Consider the following 16,096-nt stretch of genomic DNA (forward strand, 5'->3'; position numbering starts at 1 on the left):
ACACGGAATATCGGCGGCCGCGGCAGATGGGTATAAGAGACCGGCGTTGACCAGTGCCGGCGCCGACGCTACCGGACACCTGGCCACTGCCTGCCCTGGTCCCACTGGCCACCGTGGGGCCAGTAGCGGTATAGCCCATGACCTCCACCTCTACTTTCACCTCTACCGGCTTTCCCGCCGTCTCGCCAAGAGGCGTAATCACAATAGTACCACTATAGCGCTGCGAGCCTGCTAGACGACTGCTGTCGACCCGGACGCGTACCAGCGTACTCATCCCATCGAAGCGGGTCTGATCAACTATAATCCACGGCTCCACCGGTTGGATCGTCCCCTGGACCACTGATCCCTGATTGCCTGTAATGGTAAGCAACATAGGGGCGGTAAGACCCGGATACACCTGGCCAAAATTAATCGTGGCTGGGCGTACGATCATGAGAGGAGCTTTACGAGCGGAACGTGCGGGTGAACGCCCACGCGTCGTCTCAGAACTAGCAGTGACCGTCGTGCTGGCGAGCTTCTGAGACTTCGTGCGCAGATGGGCATCAGGCCCCATGATCAGCTGAACCAGCCGTTCGACGCCAAGCTCAGGATCGCCAGTTGTTGCTCGTAAGCGGCGCACCTTGCGCGCTAAATCGCTCTCCCCGATCTCCTCCAGCCATGATTCGATCTCTCCGTTAAACAGGTAGTCAGCCCCTTCCTCGGGAAAGCGAGCGCACAGCTCTGCCAACTCTTCAGGCGTCGTTGCCTCCTGCCCATTCTCAAATGGCAGCGTTCCCACGCGGAAGAGGGCCCGCCGGAAAACAGCCACGCTCGGATAGCGATCGTTTGGGTCAAGCGAAGCTGCTTTCTCTAAAGCCCGCGCTACGGTTGGTGAGATCGCTGGATTCAAAGTGCGTGCATCTGGCAGACCAAAGCCTTTCTCAGGCAGTGAGCCTGTTAAGAGCTGAAAAAGTGTCACTGCCAGCGAATAGATATCTGAACGCTGATCAGTTTGGGCGCTGCCATACTGCTCAGGAGGAGCAAAACCAGGAGTACCTAGCAACTGCGTATCCTGCGAGGAAGAACGACGTACCAGTCGCGCGATACCGAAGTCGATTAACTTGATGCGCCCATCGCGACGCAGCATAATATTGCCGGGCTTCAGATCGCGGAAAATCACCGGCGGCTGTTGACTATGCAGATACTCCAACACGTCGCAGAGTTGACGCGCCCAGCCCAACACGCGCCGTTCAGGAAACGGCCCCCCATTCTCCTCCAGCAGCTCCTCCAGCGTTTTCCCATCGATGTATTCCATCACCAGAAAATGACGCTCACCCTCGCTGAAGAAGTCGGTAAAGGCGGGCAGGTTAGGATGGCTGAGGCGCGACAAGATGGTAGCCTCCGCCAGAAAGTTCTCCAGAGCCTTTCCCTGCTCGCTAGGCGGCACAGAAGAGAGGCTCATCTCCTTCACCGCACAAATTTCGCCCCGCTTCGTGTCGCGCGCCTGGTACACTGCTCCCATGCCACCCTGACCGATCACGCGTAGGATAATGTAGCGCTTGTGGAGCAGGGTATTGCGTCCCAGGCGTCCCGTCTGGGCATTTCCCTGACCATTCTGTGAACTGATGGGACCGATGGCGAACCCCCTGTCTCTCCTCACACAAACATCGAAGCCGTGGTCCACTGCTGGCGTCAGGCCGGCTCAGGCTCGCCGCTTCTTGTGCTCCCTGCCAGCCTGGTCAGACCGGGCAGAGGACCTGCAGCGCCTTCTTAGCTCTCGTGCATTCCAGTATAGCATACCATTTATGGGAGATACTACCTATGCTGGACGCTATTGATACAAGTAAATTCGCGCTGCATGGTACAATCAGCATAGACCCTCTCAGACGTCCGACCGCCATTCCTGGCGTAGGAAAAGAGCAAGGCCCTGAATGCCTATTCAACTTTATCATACTGTAGAAAGGCCAAATCTGATAAAAGCAAAAATTGAGAATATCAGACAATTCAGGTTGAGCTGACAGAGAAGGTAGATCAAGATTCGAGCTGATTCATCAATGCGGGAATCTACTGTGAGGCACGGTGGAGATGTGGTAAGGGAAGCGGCTCGCCTCTCTGGCTTCAAGCAGAGACAGGAGTATGATGAAGAGCAAGCTGATCATCGAGACTGCTCAGCCGGCGCACTCATTGCCACATCTCCGGCGCTCACTGCAGGCGACGCTCCTCAGCCTGACGCTGCTCGTGGTCGGGACTGCAGTGTTCACCTGGCAGCTTGTCAGTGGTGGGAGGGACAGCCAGGCCAGCAGCGCTAGTGTGCTGGGACCGCCAACCTTACCTGCAGCCACGGTCAATCGTATTCTTGCATCAACTCCAATGGCTGGGACTGGTGAGGTGGTTGAACAGGCTGCTCGCCAGACAAATATTGATGACGCCTTTGCGCTGGCCGTCTGGTATGTCGAAACTAACCAGGGTGCGGCGGGAGTTGGCCTGGGCGACCATAATCCTGGGGGAGTGCGTGCCAGCCCAGGCTATCCAAGCGATGCCGGTGGCTACACTATCTACCCTTCCTATGCCGCGGCTATTCAAGACTGGTTTTCCATTGTGCAGCAGCGCTATATTGCACGCGGGCTAACTACGGTCTATCTCATTGCCGGTCCCTACGTTGGGACCTCTAGTTCAGGTTCATGGGCTGCTAAGGTCATGAATTTGATGGCCCGCTATCGCAGCGAAGCCCCACCGCCGACACCGACGCCGACTCCAACGCCCGCCACCTTGAAATACAGGATTGCGACGACCCTGCAGAACAAGACTGCGCAGCAGACGCCTACAGAGCGAGAGGATAGCGTACCGATCGGTGCTTCCGCTGCTGCCTCTCCTGGAGCCACAGCCTCCTCCCTCGCTGACAAGCCGAGCAGGTCAGCAGAGAAAAGCACTTTCATCGTGGTGATCTTAGGCTTAGGCTTTGCATTGGCGTTAGCCGTGGGAGCCCTCTGGTTAAGCCGCCGCCAACGTCTACTGCTCCTCGAAACCGCTACTGCCAGCGCGCGGCCCGCTGCAGAGCCGGTTACCGAAACGCTGGTGCTTGCCACTGTGCCAGCCTCAACAAGCCCAGCCATAGCTTTCAGCCCTGGCTTGACAGCTCCGCTCTTCGAGCGCAAGACAGACGCACTCTTTCATTGGGAGCTACCAGGGGAGCTACCAGCCCGACAAGAGAAGCAAGAGCGTGCTCTCAGCACCGCGCCTGCGGCAGCCTCCTGGTCCGGTCCTTTCTTACGCCGGCCAAAGCTGGAGCCAATGGCCTCAGCCGGTGCTGTACCGTTGCTGGCCGGACGTGGTGCAGGTCCAGGCAGCGGCCTCTTAAGCCGCTATGGCTCAGGTCACCCAACGACTACCGGCGCGCTGCCTCTTCAGGACTGAGTCCAGCTCTTTGGAGTCGCCGCACCCTCGTTTCAGACTGTCCGCATAGCGAGTGCAGGCCTCGCTAGCTGACTTTCGCCAACAGCCTCTTGCCTACTTGACGGGAAGCTGCAGATATGCTATCCTTCACTGTGCAGTGCTACCGCAGCACCCAAAGCAAGCTCGGGGCCGCGGCACACTGTCAGGTTGGGTGACTAGCTCAATCGGTAGAGCAAGCGACTCTTAAGTGCGCCGTTGCGCTCACTGCGTCCCTGTCGGGACAGACCCGACGCCACTGGAGCAGATGTGGCTAAAGCACCATCTTACCTCGCGCCGAAAGGTGGCGGGGGACAACAGCATGATGGAAAAGTCGCTGCTTAAGAATAGTGGCTTCTGATCGCTCTTCCTGAATGTGACCACTTGAGGCCGAGCAGGGAAGAAGTGCGACTGATGCCAATTCATGGCAGCGGCAGCTAGGCCGTATATGGTCAAGCCCGCAAAGGGTTGAATCCCTCAATGGCCTGCCTCGGAGTCGTCAGCTGTGATTAGGAGGGCTGACGAATGCTCCCTCCAGGTAGGCGATTCTGCCAAAGGGAGACCTACGTACGGAGCGGGGCGCGGTGGGAACTACGGGATCACCTAAAAGCTGCAGGGAGTGCTGTGCTGCCGCACCAGCGGTCGAGGCTCCTAGCCCTTGTAGCTCATGGTGACGGAGCGCCCATAGTACTCAAAGGATCAGCGTAATGGCTGATACACGGGGAAGGGGCGCAGGAGAAGCGTCTCTCAAAGCGCTTCTCTGGAGAGCCGGATGCATCGAAAGGTGCACGTCCGGTTCGGGAGGGGATAACCAGCACACTCAAGGTAGAGGTCGACCTCGTTGCCGACTGTAAAGCTGTGCTGGCTGTCTGCTTCACTCGCTAGGTTCAGGGTTCGAGTCCCTGGTCACCCACTCTTTCTCTATCAGTGCACGGCCCAAACCAAACACATGATGTTCACACTGAGATAGAGAGCCGGAAGTGGTCATGAAGAGAAGTTTTCCACTTCCGGTTTGTGTTTATTTTTGTGCCCCTACGCTGTGAGCCGGCAGGTGTGGGCCAAGCGGCCACCCTATCCTTGGCTCCATTGTACCCGGCTTCCCCCTCCTTCAGTTCGCCAGCCTCCTCGTTGCCAGCACCAGTCTGACACTATCCACCTCTGCGGTAAGAGAGCGCCTGGCGCCTCCTTCCACAGCTCAGCTATCTCCACTCCCATCTTGACAGCCTTGCCGACGCGCGTTAGTATATAAACAAAGATTTATACAAAATCGTCTGCGCACGCAAAGAAGGATCGACTTGGACAGATCGAATGACTGGCGCGAACTGAAAACCATGATGAAAGCGCTGGCGGACCTCGTGCGCCTGACAATCATCTATCACCTGGCACGGAAGCAAGAGATGACCGTCACTGCGCTCACCGATGCGCTAGAGATCAGCCAGCCGCTGGTCTCCTGGCATCTGCGGAAGCTGCAGCGTGCTGGGTTAGCACGTATGCGCCGTGCCGGACGTCAGGTCTACTGTTCTCTGGATAGAGAGCGCTTTCAGTATTGTCTGCAGCGGCTGCAGCAACTGGTCGATCCCGGGTTCGTGCTGGCAACGCTGCCCGTCGGGAATCTTCCCAAGGCGGAGACGGCGGTTGAAGTCAACCTGGAGGAGTAACCGGTGTCTGTCGTCTACTGGCTGGCACGTGGGACGAGTACGCTCGCAGGGCGCACACCCCGGCCCTTGCGCCATGCTCTCGGGGCGGCACTTGGAACGGCAAGCTATCTGGCCTGGCGCTCAAAACGCCAGGTGACACAGCGCAACATGGCCCAGGTTTTGGGCCGCCCCCCGAGCGATCGGAGCGTACGCCGGCTGGCACGGGCTTCCTGGAGCAATTACGGACGCTACGCCTCGGACTTCTTGAGCTTCGCTCATCTCGATATCGAGGCCATTGAACGGCAAGGACGCGATCTGACGCGAGGAGCTTCCTCCTGGCGCGAATACCTTCAGCAGGCGCTCCAACCTGGCCGCGGCGTGATTCTCACGACTGCCCATTTTGGCAATTGGGACCTGGCAGGTGCAATTATCGCTCGCGAAGTGCCCTTCTCTGCCATCGCCGAAACCTTCGCTGATCCACAGCTCAATGCTCTGGTGCAAAAACAGCGCCAGGATAAGGGCATCGCTATTATCCCGATGGAACGTTCAGTCCGACCGATGTTGCGTGTGCTGCAGCAAAACCAAATGCTGGCTATTGTCATAGATCGTCCGTTGACAGAGGATGAGGGCGTTCCTGTCAGATTCTTCGGGCGAACGACATATGTACCGGCTGGTGCGGCAAGGCTGGCTTTAAGGACAGGCGCGGCGATTATGTCCGGCTTCGTCTGGTATGGCAGAAAGGGACAATACTATATGCGCGCCTTTCCCCCCGTCTTCCCTCAACCCGGGGAGAACCGCGAGGCCGAAGTCGTGCGCCTGACCCAATGTATCTTTGATGCTCTGGAGGAGATGGTCCGTAGCTATCCCGATCAGTGGTATATGTTTCGTCCATTCTGGCCGGCCACTGATCCCTAGGCTGGTGGCCAACGACCAATCTGCCTGATGGCTCTCTGCAGTCGTAGTGAGATAGCTAGCGATTGTAAGGTGCTCCGGTATAGCTGCAGATTGAACGACAGGCAAAACCGTTGGACAGCCTCCCCAGATGGTGCTAGAGGCCGGATGGACTGGAATACAAGACATGAGCATGGACTCCTGACACAGGCGGCTCTGAGCAAGAGAGCAGGCCAGCATGAGAGCAAGAGGCATACAACGATCTACAGGAGTGCACAGGGTTACGTCTGAAAGCGTAGGCGACGCACGAGGCCTACGGGACCTATGCGGCTGCAAGCAGCAGTCTGGGCAAAGTACTCCAGGGCAGCGGATCTGGATATGAAGAGGAATGCACTCCTTAAGCCAGAAAACGACGAAGATGTATCTACTATTTCGCCTTGCCGCCGTCATTGTCCCGCGCCTGCCGCGTCGTTGGCTATCTCCGCTCAGCGTGCTGCTGGGCTGGCTTGCCTGGATGATTGCCATAAAAGCCCGTCGGCAGGCCACCGCCAATATGCTTCATGTGTTGGGGCCAGAGGTACAGGTCACGCGCCGCGGACGTCGGCGTCTCAGGCGCACCGTACGCCAGATGTTTGTCAATAATGTACGTAACTATCTAGAAGGCTTTTGCTTGCCCTACGTACCAGTCGAAGAAATTGTCGATAACATCATTCCTGGCGGAGAGGAACACCTGGCAGCCGCCCTGGCTCAGGGCAAAGGAGTACTGATTGTCTCTGCCCACTTTGGCCCCTTCGACTATCTGAGCCAATGGCTGGTTGCCCGCGGCTATGAGCTGGTGATCCCGGTCGAGCAGCTCAAGGACCGGCGTATGCTCGAACTGATGCTGAACCTACGCTGTAGCCACGGCATCAAGTATCTGCCCGTAGGCAATGGCACGACGATGCGCGCGATCCTGCGCACATTGCGCCAGAATCAGCTTGTGCTGATCACCGCCGACCGGGCTATCGTGGGCCAGAGCGTCGAGGTCCCTTTCTTCGGAGCTCCGGCTCGCCTGCCAGGAGGACCAGCCTTGCTGGCCCAGCGCACAGGCGCGGCTCTCGTCGGCGCCTTTGGCTGGCGTCTCAAGGGAACTCGCATGCAGGGAGAATTTACGCCAATCTCGCTGGCGCTTCCCGAGGAGGAGCGGCAGAACCCGGATGCTCTCATGCGCTCGATTGTCCAAGTCATGGAGCGCTATATTCGTGCCCACCCCGAGCAGTGGCTTGTCTTTGCTCCTGTCTGGTCAGACCAGACGAGCAACCAGGCAGCTACGACCGCTCTGGCAGCAGACTCAGAAGATCAAGGACAGGGACACCGGATCAGGGGGGAAGAAAGTGGAGAACAAGAGGGCATCGTTGGCTGCCAATAGAGGTCGTCCAGTGAATGGCCATAGAGCAACCATCTCAGCCCATCTCCTCGAGAGGGGCACCTTCTCCACACCTTCTCACTCGCTGTTGAAGGAGTAGTATGGCTAGACGTATGAGCAACAGGATGACTGAGGATTTACGGCCCGCTGGCCTGGCTAAACGATTGCTAGGCCGCCATCGGCAGATGACGGCTGCCGAAGCCTCTCTGGCCGGAAAACTAGGCAGGGCCGATGTCCATATTCATAGTACTTGCAGCGACGGTACAGCTACGATAGAAGAGATCCTGGAGTATACTGAGCGCTTCAGCGACCTGGATGTCATTGCCATCACGGATCACGATGCCATCGATGGTTCGCTGCGCGCCCGCGATCTATGGGCCAAGGGCCATTATCGCTTTGACTACATTGTCGGCGAAGAAGTCAGCACACGCGAGGGGCATCTCCTGGCGCTCTTTATCGAGCAGCGCATTCCCCCCGGGTTAAGCATGGAAGAGAGCATCGCCCTCATCCATGAACAGGGCGGATTAGCTATCGTGGCCCATCCCTTGCATCGCCTCTTCCGCCATAGCTGTCAGCGCGAAGTGCTTGATCGCCTGACCAGCTCAAGTACTGTTCAGCTCGACGGCATCGAGACCTGGAATGCCAGTTTCTGTGGCATCTACGCTAATCAGGTGGCTATGCGCACCAATCGCAGGGTCTATCGCCTCCCAGAGGTAGGGAATAGCGATGCTCATACCCTCAATGCCATCGGGCGTGGCTGCACCTGGTTCGAAGGAAGAACAGCCCAGGATCTGCGTACCTCACTGCTGGCCGGTACCACCGCCCCTGGGGGGCGGCTCTGGCAAATGTATGATTATCTCCAACTAGCTCAGTATCACTTTAGCAAGCGGAATCAGAAGAATCGCCGTGTCTTTGCGGCTTGAAGTGCGCAGAGCCTTCCTTTTGGTAGAGGCAAGCTCTTGCGAAAGTCTGGTAAAATGTTGTATGGCGCCTTTGGCTGAGTAGGAGGGGACCGTGGCCGGGCTTGCGTAAGGTCCAGGGGATAGTCGCGTCTCTACAACATTGTAAGGCAGGGAGCGACTCGTGAAAATAGGTCTCGTGACTCCATACGACTGGAGCTATCCTGGTGGAGTGCGTGAACATGTCCGCCATTTGGCGCATGAATTTCGCAAAATGGGTCTGGAGGTGCGCATCCTTGCCCCGGTCTCGGGAGATGATGAGCGGCTGGCTGAGGAGCAAGTCTATAAGATGGCCGGGGCTTCTCCCGTTCCTTTTAATGGTTCAATTGCGCGTGTGGCGCTGAACCCCTATCTCGGTCGGCGCGTGCGCTCTGTACTGCAGCACGAGCGCTTTGACATTATTCACCTCCATGAGCCGTTGATTCCGGGTTTGCCGCTGGCTGTGCTGCGTTTCTCGCGTGCGATTAACGTAGGAACATTTCACGCCTTTGCTGCTGCCAGGATCACCTCCACGCCCTATCTGGCCTATGCATCGCTGCATCCTTTCCTGCGCCCTTACTTTCGCCGGCTGGCCGGGCGCATCGCCGTTTCACCGGCGGCCTACCAGTTTGTCTCACGCTACTTTCCGGCGGACTATCGCCTGATCCCGAACGGGATCGATCTGGAACGTTTCAACATCTGGAACCAGCCTTTGCCCTGGTTCATGGATGGGAAGCGGAACATCCTCTTTGTCGGGCGGTTTGAGAAGCGCAAGGGCGCCAAGTACCTGTTACGCGCTATCCCCATGATCCGCGAGCGCTATCCCGACACACGGTTTATTCTCGTGGGTGAAGGCGGGTTGAAGCGCGGTTTCGAACGCTTTGTTGAGAAGCAGGGCTGGCAGGACGTGGTTTTTGTAGGCCGCGTCTCAGCGGAAGAACTACCACGTTACTTCGCCAGCGCTCACGTCTTCTGCGCGCCCTCGATCGGCGGCGAGAGCCTGGGCGTGGTCTTGCTGGAGGCAATGGCCTCCGGTGTGCCCGTGGTGGCCAGCAACATCGAGGGCTATGCCACAGTCATCACACATGGCCTCAATGGCCTCTTAGCGCCCCCACGCGATAGCCTTGCGCTGAGCATGGCCATCTGCCGCCTGCTGGAAGATGAGCCGCTGCGGCGCCGCCTGGTTGAAGCTGGGCTACAAACAAGCCAGCAATATGCCTGGCCGCGGATCGCCCGCCGTGTGGTGGACTACTATCAGGAGCTGCTGGAGGAGCGTCAGCTACTCCATACCCTGCGCGAGCGGGAGCCGGTCTAGCCTGATCCTCTGCGGCTACCGCCCCACCGCGAGAGCGCTGCAGCCCGGCCAGCTCCTCCACCTGGTACCGGCCAGAACATCGGCCAGGGGAGCAGGCCCGCAGGTCGTCCGTTGATCGGTTCTTCGTCCCGGCTGGGGACGGAGGGACTGCCAATCTGGGGGCACAGGTAGCAAAGAGGCCGTCCCTGTGTCCGGCCTTAGCTCAATGCCGGCTTTGTTCGCTGATCGGCGACGCTTCTCATCGCTGGATGACCCGCGCTGTGCAATGGTGGCACGGCGTCGCCTTCTCTTGTGCTCTTCGCTTCGCTCTGGCCTTTGTCCAAAGGAATGGCCAGAGGCCAGATCACTGCTCGTTTCGTTTCATTTCGTTTCGTCCGGTAGTGCGTATCTACATCATTGAAAGCGGCTCTCCAAGACAGGCTCGCCGCCAAAAAAGAGCTAGTCCGAAGAGGGCCAGGTATGGTACAATAAAGATATGTTAAGCAGACGCATCCAGCAACAAGTTCGACTCCTGGTGGCTTTCATTATCAGACCGCTGGCCAACCTTGGCGTGACTCCAAATATGTTGACGCTCGTCGGGCTGTTGCTTAGCGGCTTAACAGCCCTGGTGATTGCGCAGGGGTACCTGGTGGCAGGCGGTTTGCTGGTGTTGTTTGCTGGCATTTTCGACATGTTCGATGGGGCCGTGGCTCGCGTTCGCCAGGCTGCCACGACCTTTGGCGCTTTCTTCGACTCGACTCTCGACCGCTATTCGGAAAGCATCATTCTCTTTGGGTTGCTCTGGTACGTGTTGCAGCGGCCAGATCTCCATGAGCAGCTCTGGCCCTTTGGCCATGAGCAGCTCTGGATGATTGTCCTGGTGTTTGTCGCTGTCGTCGGCTCACTGATGGTTAGCTATACTAAGGCGCGCGCCGAAGGTCTGGGGCTGGAATGTAAAACAGGATTGCTTGCCCGCCCCGAACGTGTCGTCATTCTGGCCATTGGCCTGATTGCGGGTATTGAGATCTGGGCACTGGTTCTGCTGGCGGTTTTCTCCCAGGTGACCGCCCTTGAGCGCATGTTCTACGTTTGGCGCATCACACGCCGGCAGGAGCGCGAGCGCCCCGCGCCTCAGCTGGCTCCTGCCCCCACAACGCTCGCCAGTGATCAGGAGAGCAGTGCCCGCCTCAACCGCGATCGCGAGCGCCGCGCGCGGTTCCTGGGCCGGGGCCGGGCCGGCGAGGCCCAAGAAGCACCCGCTCACCCCGTTCCCAGCCATGTTCCGCCTCTCAGTGGCGGTATGCAGCAACAAGAGTGAATCCAAGCTTTGCGAACGGTGTAGAGGAGATCGGGATCGGACGTGCATGTAGCGTGAGGTGCCTGTCGCAAGAAGCGAAGGACAGGCAGGGCGGATAGATGGCGGCGCGCATCCGCCCATCTTTGCAACGCGGATCGGTGAAAGTACGGCGTGCATCCTATATGCTTACTCTTTGTTGTCTTGCCTTTTCCCGAGCACCCGTTGAGGTAGAGCAGACGATAGGCGAGCAATGACGGCGTCCATTCGCCCTGGCAGTTCTGTGCGTCAAGTACCTCTCCACACGATCGCCTGCGCTCCGGTCCCGAATTAGTGAGACTGGAGATCTTTTTGTGACAAGAGAACATTCGCAGCCAGAGAAGAGCGACGTTGATGTGTCCGTCGCAAAGGAAGCATTTGCCTCCGAAGACGCAGCAACTCCTGCTTCTCTAGAGCCTACTGCGCCCCCCGGGGCGCAGCTGCCGGAGGGTACCGTGGAAGGGCAGAAACAACCACCTGAACGGGAGAGTACGGACGCGGCCCCTGGCTATGAGCTTCCGTCTCAGACGGGGGCTTCCTCCCAACGCATCCAGGAAAGCGTCGCTGCCTACTCACCCGCTGAACCCCTTTCCGCCTTTTCCACTCCCTCTACACCACCTGCACAGGAGGCCTTTGCGACGCGGGATGAGGAGCCTTCCCCGCTCATGGAGGGCTTTCTGCCGTTCAGCGAGGGGAATGTTCGCCCCTTCAGTGAGTTCATTGAGGAGTTCCGTCAGGCTGAAGAAGCTCGCCAGGCCGCTACCTTCGAAGCGGTGCACGAGGCCCTGGATGCCCTGAGTACCTTGAATACCCTGGGCAATCTCACCTCGCCTGCTGAAGATGAGAGCAGCTCCTCTGCTGCGCTGTCGGCCTCTTCTGGACCGCTCTCGCCACTCCCTACGGTGGCTATCCCCGGGCGCCTCTCCTTCGTGGAGAGCAGCAGCAGCATCACAGTCAGCTCGTTTGCTACTGGTGAGATGCAGGCCGAGTCGCTGGCACCGGCACCATCCTCCGAGACTACTCCAGGGGCGGAAGGTGGCGCCGCGCAGGAACAGCCTGAGCCGGCCTCTCCTGCCGCAGAAGAGCGCTCGGCAAAGGTTGAAGAGGAGCCACAGTCGGTAGCCCAAACATCGCAGACTTCTCAGGCCCCAGCGGCTCCTGAGAAGCCAGCGGAGCGCCCGCCCTCGCCGCTGCTGCGCCCGGCTACGCGCATTCGTTTACCTCGCTATGGGCGCCTGCGCGAGCCGTTTGTCGAGGAGCGCCTCCCCTCTGAGAGCGAAAAAAGCACTGAGGAGGAGAGCCAGCCAGCCGCTGCCGCCAGCACTCAGGCTGGTGGCGAGCCTGCCCCCGCCTCTTCTGGCCCGGGCACCGGCGAGAGTGGCAGCGCCGAGACCACTGCGCCCGCTAGCGAGGAGGGACCAGTTACCCGCCCCGCACGCCGCTATCGCTTCGATCGCCCAGCAACAGCGGCCAACAGCGCTATGTTCCTGGTTAATTCGTCTCAGCAGTCGACGTCACCTGAGCAGCAGCGCGAGACGGGGGAGAAGCTCGCTGCTGCTGGCACCTCTGCCGTCCAGGAGGAGCGTCGACCCGAGATTGAGCAGTCCCAGATGGTGGCCGCTCCCAGCCAGCCCCTCGAAGAAACTTACCCTCTCTCGTCTCGTGAGATGCTGAACGAGCAGAGGGTCGAGGAACAGCGGAGCAAGCAGCAAAGCAAGAATAACCGGCAACAAGAGAAAGAAAAGGAAGAGGAGCAGCCGGCTGCCCCTGTGGCATTGCCAGTGCAGCCGACGGCCAACGGCGCCAGGCCGGCGGCTCAGGAGACCCAGGTTCCTGCCCCTGAAGATCTGCCTCCCCTGGAGTACTCTGAGATTCAGGCGGCCACCTCACGCCGGCGCCGCCGCCGTCGTTCCAAGTCGGCGGCTGCCGCCTCCGCGCCCGCGCCGGCCACTGAGCCGACGCCACCCCCGATCGCTCCGCCGCCTATGCCGGTCTCACCGGTCACTGTGCCGCCCGTGACCCAGCCGGCGTCGGCATCGGTCTCGCAGCCGACAGCTCCTGCCGGACTCTACCATATTATCTCCGGCACTACTATGAACCAGATGAATCTGGGCAACGAGTTCGGAGGTCCTTTCATGGCGCCAGAACCTTCGCCCGCACGCGGCAGCGTGGCTGTGCGCGAAGCTGGTGTGCGCCCTTCACGCTCCGATGTGCAGCGGAACAATGTAGTTTATCCTAATAACCGTGGAAATGATCCCATGGCTCAGTTCGCCAATACGGTCGTACAGGCTATTCAGTCGCAGACCGACCGCATTGTGGCCGAACTGCGCCGCACTCACCAGTCGCCTACCAATGTTTCGGTCTCAATTCCCCCTCCGCCCTCGACGGAGCGGGTAGGGGTCTTCGTCGATGTGGCTAATCTGCTCTATTCGGCGCGTACGCTGCGGCTAACCATTGACTTTGGCAAGCTGCTCGACTTCCTGCGCGGCAATCGCCGCTTGGTGCGGGCCCACGCCTATTGCCCGACTAGCCCGCAGCCCGGCGATGAGCAAATGTTCCTCCAGGCTGTCAAGGGCCTGGGGTACCGCATTACGACGAAGAACTATAAGACGTTCTCCAGCGGTGCGAAGAAGGCTGATCTCGATCTGGATCTGTGCATGGACGTGGTGCGGCTTGTGGAGAGCCGGGCTGTTGACTGTATTGTTCTGGTCAGCGGCGATAGCGATTTTATGCCAATGCTCGATTACTGCTCCGATCACGGCGTGCGCGTCGAGGTGGCGGCCTTCGATGAGGCCATGTCTGCCACGTTGCGCCAAAGCTGCGACCTGTTTATCAATCTCTCAGTGCTGGAGGAGATCCGCGCCTGAGAGCGTCTCAGGGAAGCGCCGAACGGCCGTCCCGTGACGGCTGGCTTCTTCTCGCTTGGAAGAACGTTATAACACAGCTAGCATACTAACTAAGCACACCAGCGCGGCGGTGAGGAGCAAGGGACTCAAGCCGAGAACCTCTTCCCTCCTCACCGCTTTTCTGCGCCTATCTGCTCCATCTCTATGGCTTCTGCTCCAACCCTCGTGCCCTCGGCTGTGTGAGATGTCCCAGTCCAGCGGCGTATAATTGACATGGAACCGCTGTGAGGTCTGTTCCGCTGCCCGGTGCTATCCCACCAGAACAGTCGTGCCGTGCTGTCCTGGTTTGCTGATGCTCTGCTCATGCATGGATTGCTACCTGTTTTTTTGTATGACGACAGTGGAGGCAGAGCGTCTTATTTGTTTGTGGTGCACCGCTACAATAACAGGAAGAGAGCTTTCTGCTGACACACTACGTTCTCCGGGGAGAGAAGAAAGGAACGCGCGTATGCGAAAAGGTGGCATTTCAGCCCGCATTGTGGCCCTGCTCGCCTTATTTACTATCCTACTGGCTGCTTGTGGTGGCAGTACAAGCAGTACGGGTGGTAGCTCTGGCACCACGCCAACAGCTCAGACGGCGATCTCGGTGGCCCTGGTCACTGATATCGGCGGTTTGAACGATCGTAGCTTCAACCACCTGGCCTACGTCGGCTACACTAAGGCAATGAATGAATTCCATTTTACGCGCCAGGTGATCGAATCTAAAAACCAGGCCGATTACGTCAAAAATCTGACGCTAGCGGCTCGTAGCGCTGATCTGGTCTTCGCCGTCGGCTTCCTAATGCAGAACGCTGTCGATCAGGTGGCGCATCAGTTCCCCACCAAGAAATTCGCTATTATCGATGGCTGCGCGGTGCCGGCGGGCAAGCAGGATTGCGAAGCGCTGCCCAACGTGGCGCCCCTCTTCTTTAAGGAGCAGGAAGCTGGCTGCCTGGTTGGAGCTATCGCGGCACAGATGGAGCTGGATGGCAAGTCCAAGATTCCTCAACTGCGTGGTCATAATACGATCGGTGCGGTTGGCGGCCTGCCTATTCCTCCCGTGAATCGCTATATTGCTGGCTACAAGTTCTGCGCTAAAAAGGTTGATCCCGGTATCACTGTGGTGATTAACTACTCGCAGGATTTCTCGGCCACCGATAAGTGTAAGGATGCTGCTCTCAGTCAAATTAATCAGCATAATGCCGATATCATCTTCCAGGTAGCTGGTGGCTGCGGTGTGGGTGCTCTCGATGCTGCCGATCAGGAGGGGGTCTTTGGTATCGGTGTTGACGCCGATCAGAACTATCTCCACCCGAAGAGCGTCATTACGAGCGCCCTCAAGAAAGTCGATGTTGCCGTCTACGATACGATCAACGACTATGCTCACGGTAAGTTCACCAACAATCCACCGCGCTTTGACCTGGCTCATGATGGTGTCGGCTATGGTACGCTGAGCAGCGTGGTGCCCACCGATGCGAAGAACAAGGCCGACCAGCTCGCTGACCAGATCAGGGCTGGCACGCTAGTGGTTCCTGAGACTATTCCTTCCTGACCTGCGTAGTGAGTGAGTAGCCCGGGCATGACCAGGTCGGGGCGTCGTATCGACGGCGTCCCGATCTGGTCCTTTGTTCTCTCTATTTGCTGCCTCTAGCTCGCCAGTGGCAAGCGGACAACCAGCTCAGCTCGGGGCATGAGAGGTTGGCCTGGCGCGAGGCCTGGGCTTGGACTTTCCTGCCCGCGTCAGGCTATCATCCTGGCCCGGCAGGCGTTCGCTCTGCTCACTTCGCTCTGGCTTCTCCCTTCTTCAAACCCTGCTTGTTTCTGCTCAGTGGCAATGCTATCATTACAAGTCAGTTTTTTGTATGACGGACCGAGCATGTAGCCTGGCAGAAGGCTGGCCGCTCCTTCTTGCCTGGTAATTGCTGATCTGGGAGGATTCGCTCTATGGCCTTGCAGACCGCTCAACCGCGCTCACCTGCTCCTCCGACCTTGGAGGCCAGGTCAACGACCTGGCTGCTCTGGCTGCGCAGGGTTGGCTCTGGGCTAGGGCGCCCACTGCTAGCGCTGGTGCTGGCCATGATCGCCGGCGTAATTGTGATCATGATCACTGCCTCCGGTTCCCTCTTTGACCGCTTCAACGCTGCCTTGCTGGCCTATGGCTACCTCTTCTCGGGAGCTTTTGGCAACGCGGCTAATCTCTCGTTCTCGCTCGTGAATGTAACGCCCCTGATTTTTACTGGCCTCTCGGTGGCCGTTGCTTACCGTGCACGCCTTTTCAATATCGGGGCCGAGGGCCAGTTTGCTG

At 58.7% G+C, this 16,096-nt stretch carries 10 protein-coding genes and 1 pseudogene; 10 read left to right on the plus strand and 1 reads right to left on the minus strand.

The window, feature by feature from the left end; all coding sequences use genetic code 11:
• A partial coding sequence (locus tag IRZ24_RS07475; protein ID WP_297161935.1) for a serine/threonine-protein kinase occupies positions 1–1,639 on the minus strand: 1,639 nt, incomplete at its 3' end.
• 476 nt (positions 1,640–2,115) lie between these two features.
• Between IRZ24_RS07475 and IRZ24_RS07480 the strand changes: the two genes are divergently transcribed.
• From IRZ24_RS07480 to IRZ24_RS07525, 10 genes and pseudogenes are all read left to right on the plus strand, one after another.
• Positions 2,116–3,393 carry a glucosaminidase domain-containing protein gene (locus IRZ24_RS07480; protein ID WP_297161938.1) on the plus strand — a complete coding sequence of 426 codons (1,278 nt, stop codon included), beginning with the start codon at positions 2,116–2,118 and terminating at the stop codon, positions 3,391–3,393.
• A 1,310-nt stretch (positions 3,394–4,703) separates the two neighbouring features.
• Complete coding sequence (locus IRZ24_RS07485; RefSeq protein WP_297161941.1) at positions 4,704–5,066, plus strand: metalloregulator ArsR/SmtB family transcription factor; 363 nt, start codon at positions 4,704–4,706, stop codon at positions 5,064–5,066.
• Positions 5,067–5,069: 3 nt separating this feature from the next.
• Positions 5,070–5,960, plus strand: a complete 891-nt coding sequence (locus IRZ24_RS07490; protein WP_297161944.1) for a lysophospholipid acyltransferase family protein — start codon at positions 5,070–5,072, stop codon at positions 5,958–5,960.
• A 394-nt stretch (positions 5,961–6,354) separates the two neighbouring features.
• Positions 6,355–7,344, plus strand: a complete 990-nt coding sequence (locus IRZ24_RS07495; RefSeq protein WP_297161947.1) for a lysophospholipid acyltransferase family protein — start codon at positions 6,355–6,357, stop codon at positions 7,342–7,344.
• A 98-nt stretch (positions 7,345–7,442) separates the two neighbouring features.
• Entirely contained in the window at positions 7,443–8,264 is an 822-nt protein-coding gene (locus tag IRZ24_RS07500; protein ID WP_297161950.1) for a PHP-associated domain-containing protein, read from the plus strand.
• Between the two features lie 160 nt (positions 8,265–8,424).
• Positions 8,425–9,594 carry a glycosyltransferase family 4 protein gene (locus IRZ24_RS07505; RefSeq protein ID WP_297150734.1) on the plus strand — a complete coding sequence of 390 codons (1,170 nt, stop codon included), beginning with the start codon at positions 8,425–8,427 and terminating at the stop codon, positions 9,592–9,594.
• A 475-nt stretch (positions 9,595–10,069) separates the two neighbouring features.
• Entirely contained in the window at positions 10,070–10,891 is an 822-nt protein-coding gene (locus IRZ24_RS07510) for a CDP-alcohol phosphatidyltransferase family protein (RefSeq protein WP_297150736.1), read from the plus strand.
• Positions 10,892–11,571: 680 nt separating this feature from the next.
• Positions 11,572–13,773: an NYN domain-containing protein gene (locus tag IRZ24_RS07515; RefSeq protein ID WP_297161953.1), complete on the plus strand. Its 2,202-nt coding sequence runs from the start codon at positions 11,572–11,574 to the stop codon at positions 13,771–13,773.
• 487 nt (positions 13,774–14,260) lie between these two features.
• Complete coding sequence (locus tag IRZ24_RS07520) at positions 14,261–15,343, plus strand: BMP family ABC transporter substrate-binding protein (RefSeq protein ID WP_297161956.1); 1,083 nt, start codon at positions 14,261–14,263, stop codon at positions 15,341–15,343.
• A gap of 392 nt (positions 15,344–15,735) precedes the next feature.
• A pseudogene (locus tag IRZ24_RS07525) lies at positions 15,736–16,096 on the plus strand (hypothetical protein); the annotation flags it as partial.

The organism is Thermogemmatispora sp., assembly GCF_019683755.1.
In the GTDB taxonomy this organism is placed as follows: Bacteria; Chloroflexota; Ktedonobacteria; order Ktedonobacterales; family Ktedonobacteraceae; genus Thermogemmatispora.

Excerpts from the sequence above, each read along its gene's own strand:
- IRZ24_RS07480 (WP_297161938.1), top strand. The coding sequence starts at position 2,116 with ATGATGAAGAGCAAGCTGATCATCGAGACTGCTCAGCCGGCGCACTCA.
- IRZ24_RS07495 (WP_297161947.1), top strand. The coding sequence starts at position 6,355 with ATGTATCTACTATTTCGCCTTGCCGCCGTCATTGTCCCGCGCCTGCCG.
- IRZ24_RS07500 (WP_297161950.1), top strand. The coding sequence starts at position 7,443 with ATGGCTAGACGTATGAGCAACAGGATGACTGAGGATTTACGGCCCGCT.
- IRZ24_RS07510 (WP_297150736.1), top strand. The coding sequence starts at position 10,070 with ATGTTAAGCAGACGCATCCAGCAACAAGTTCGACTCCTGGTGGCTTTC.
- IRZ24_RS07515 (WP_297161953.1), top strand. The coding sequence starts at position 11,572 with ATGGAGGGCTTTCTGCCGTTCAGCGAGGGGAATGTTCGCCCCTTCAGT.
- IRZ24_RS07520 (WP_297161956.1), top strand. The coding sequence starts at position 14,261 with ATGCGAAAAGGTGGCATTTCAGCCCGCATTGTGGCCCTGCTCGCCTTA.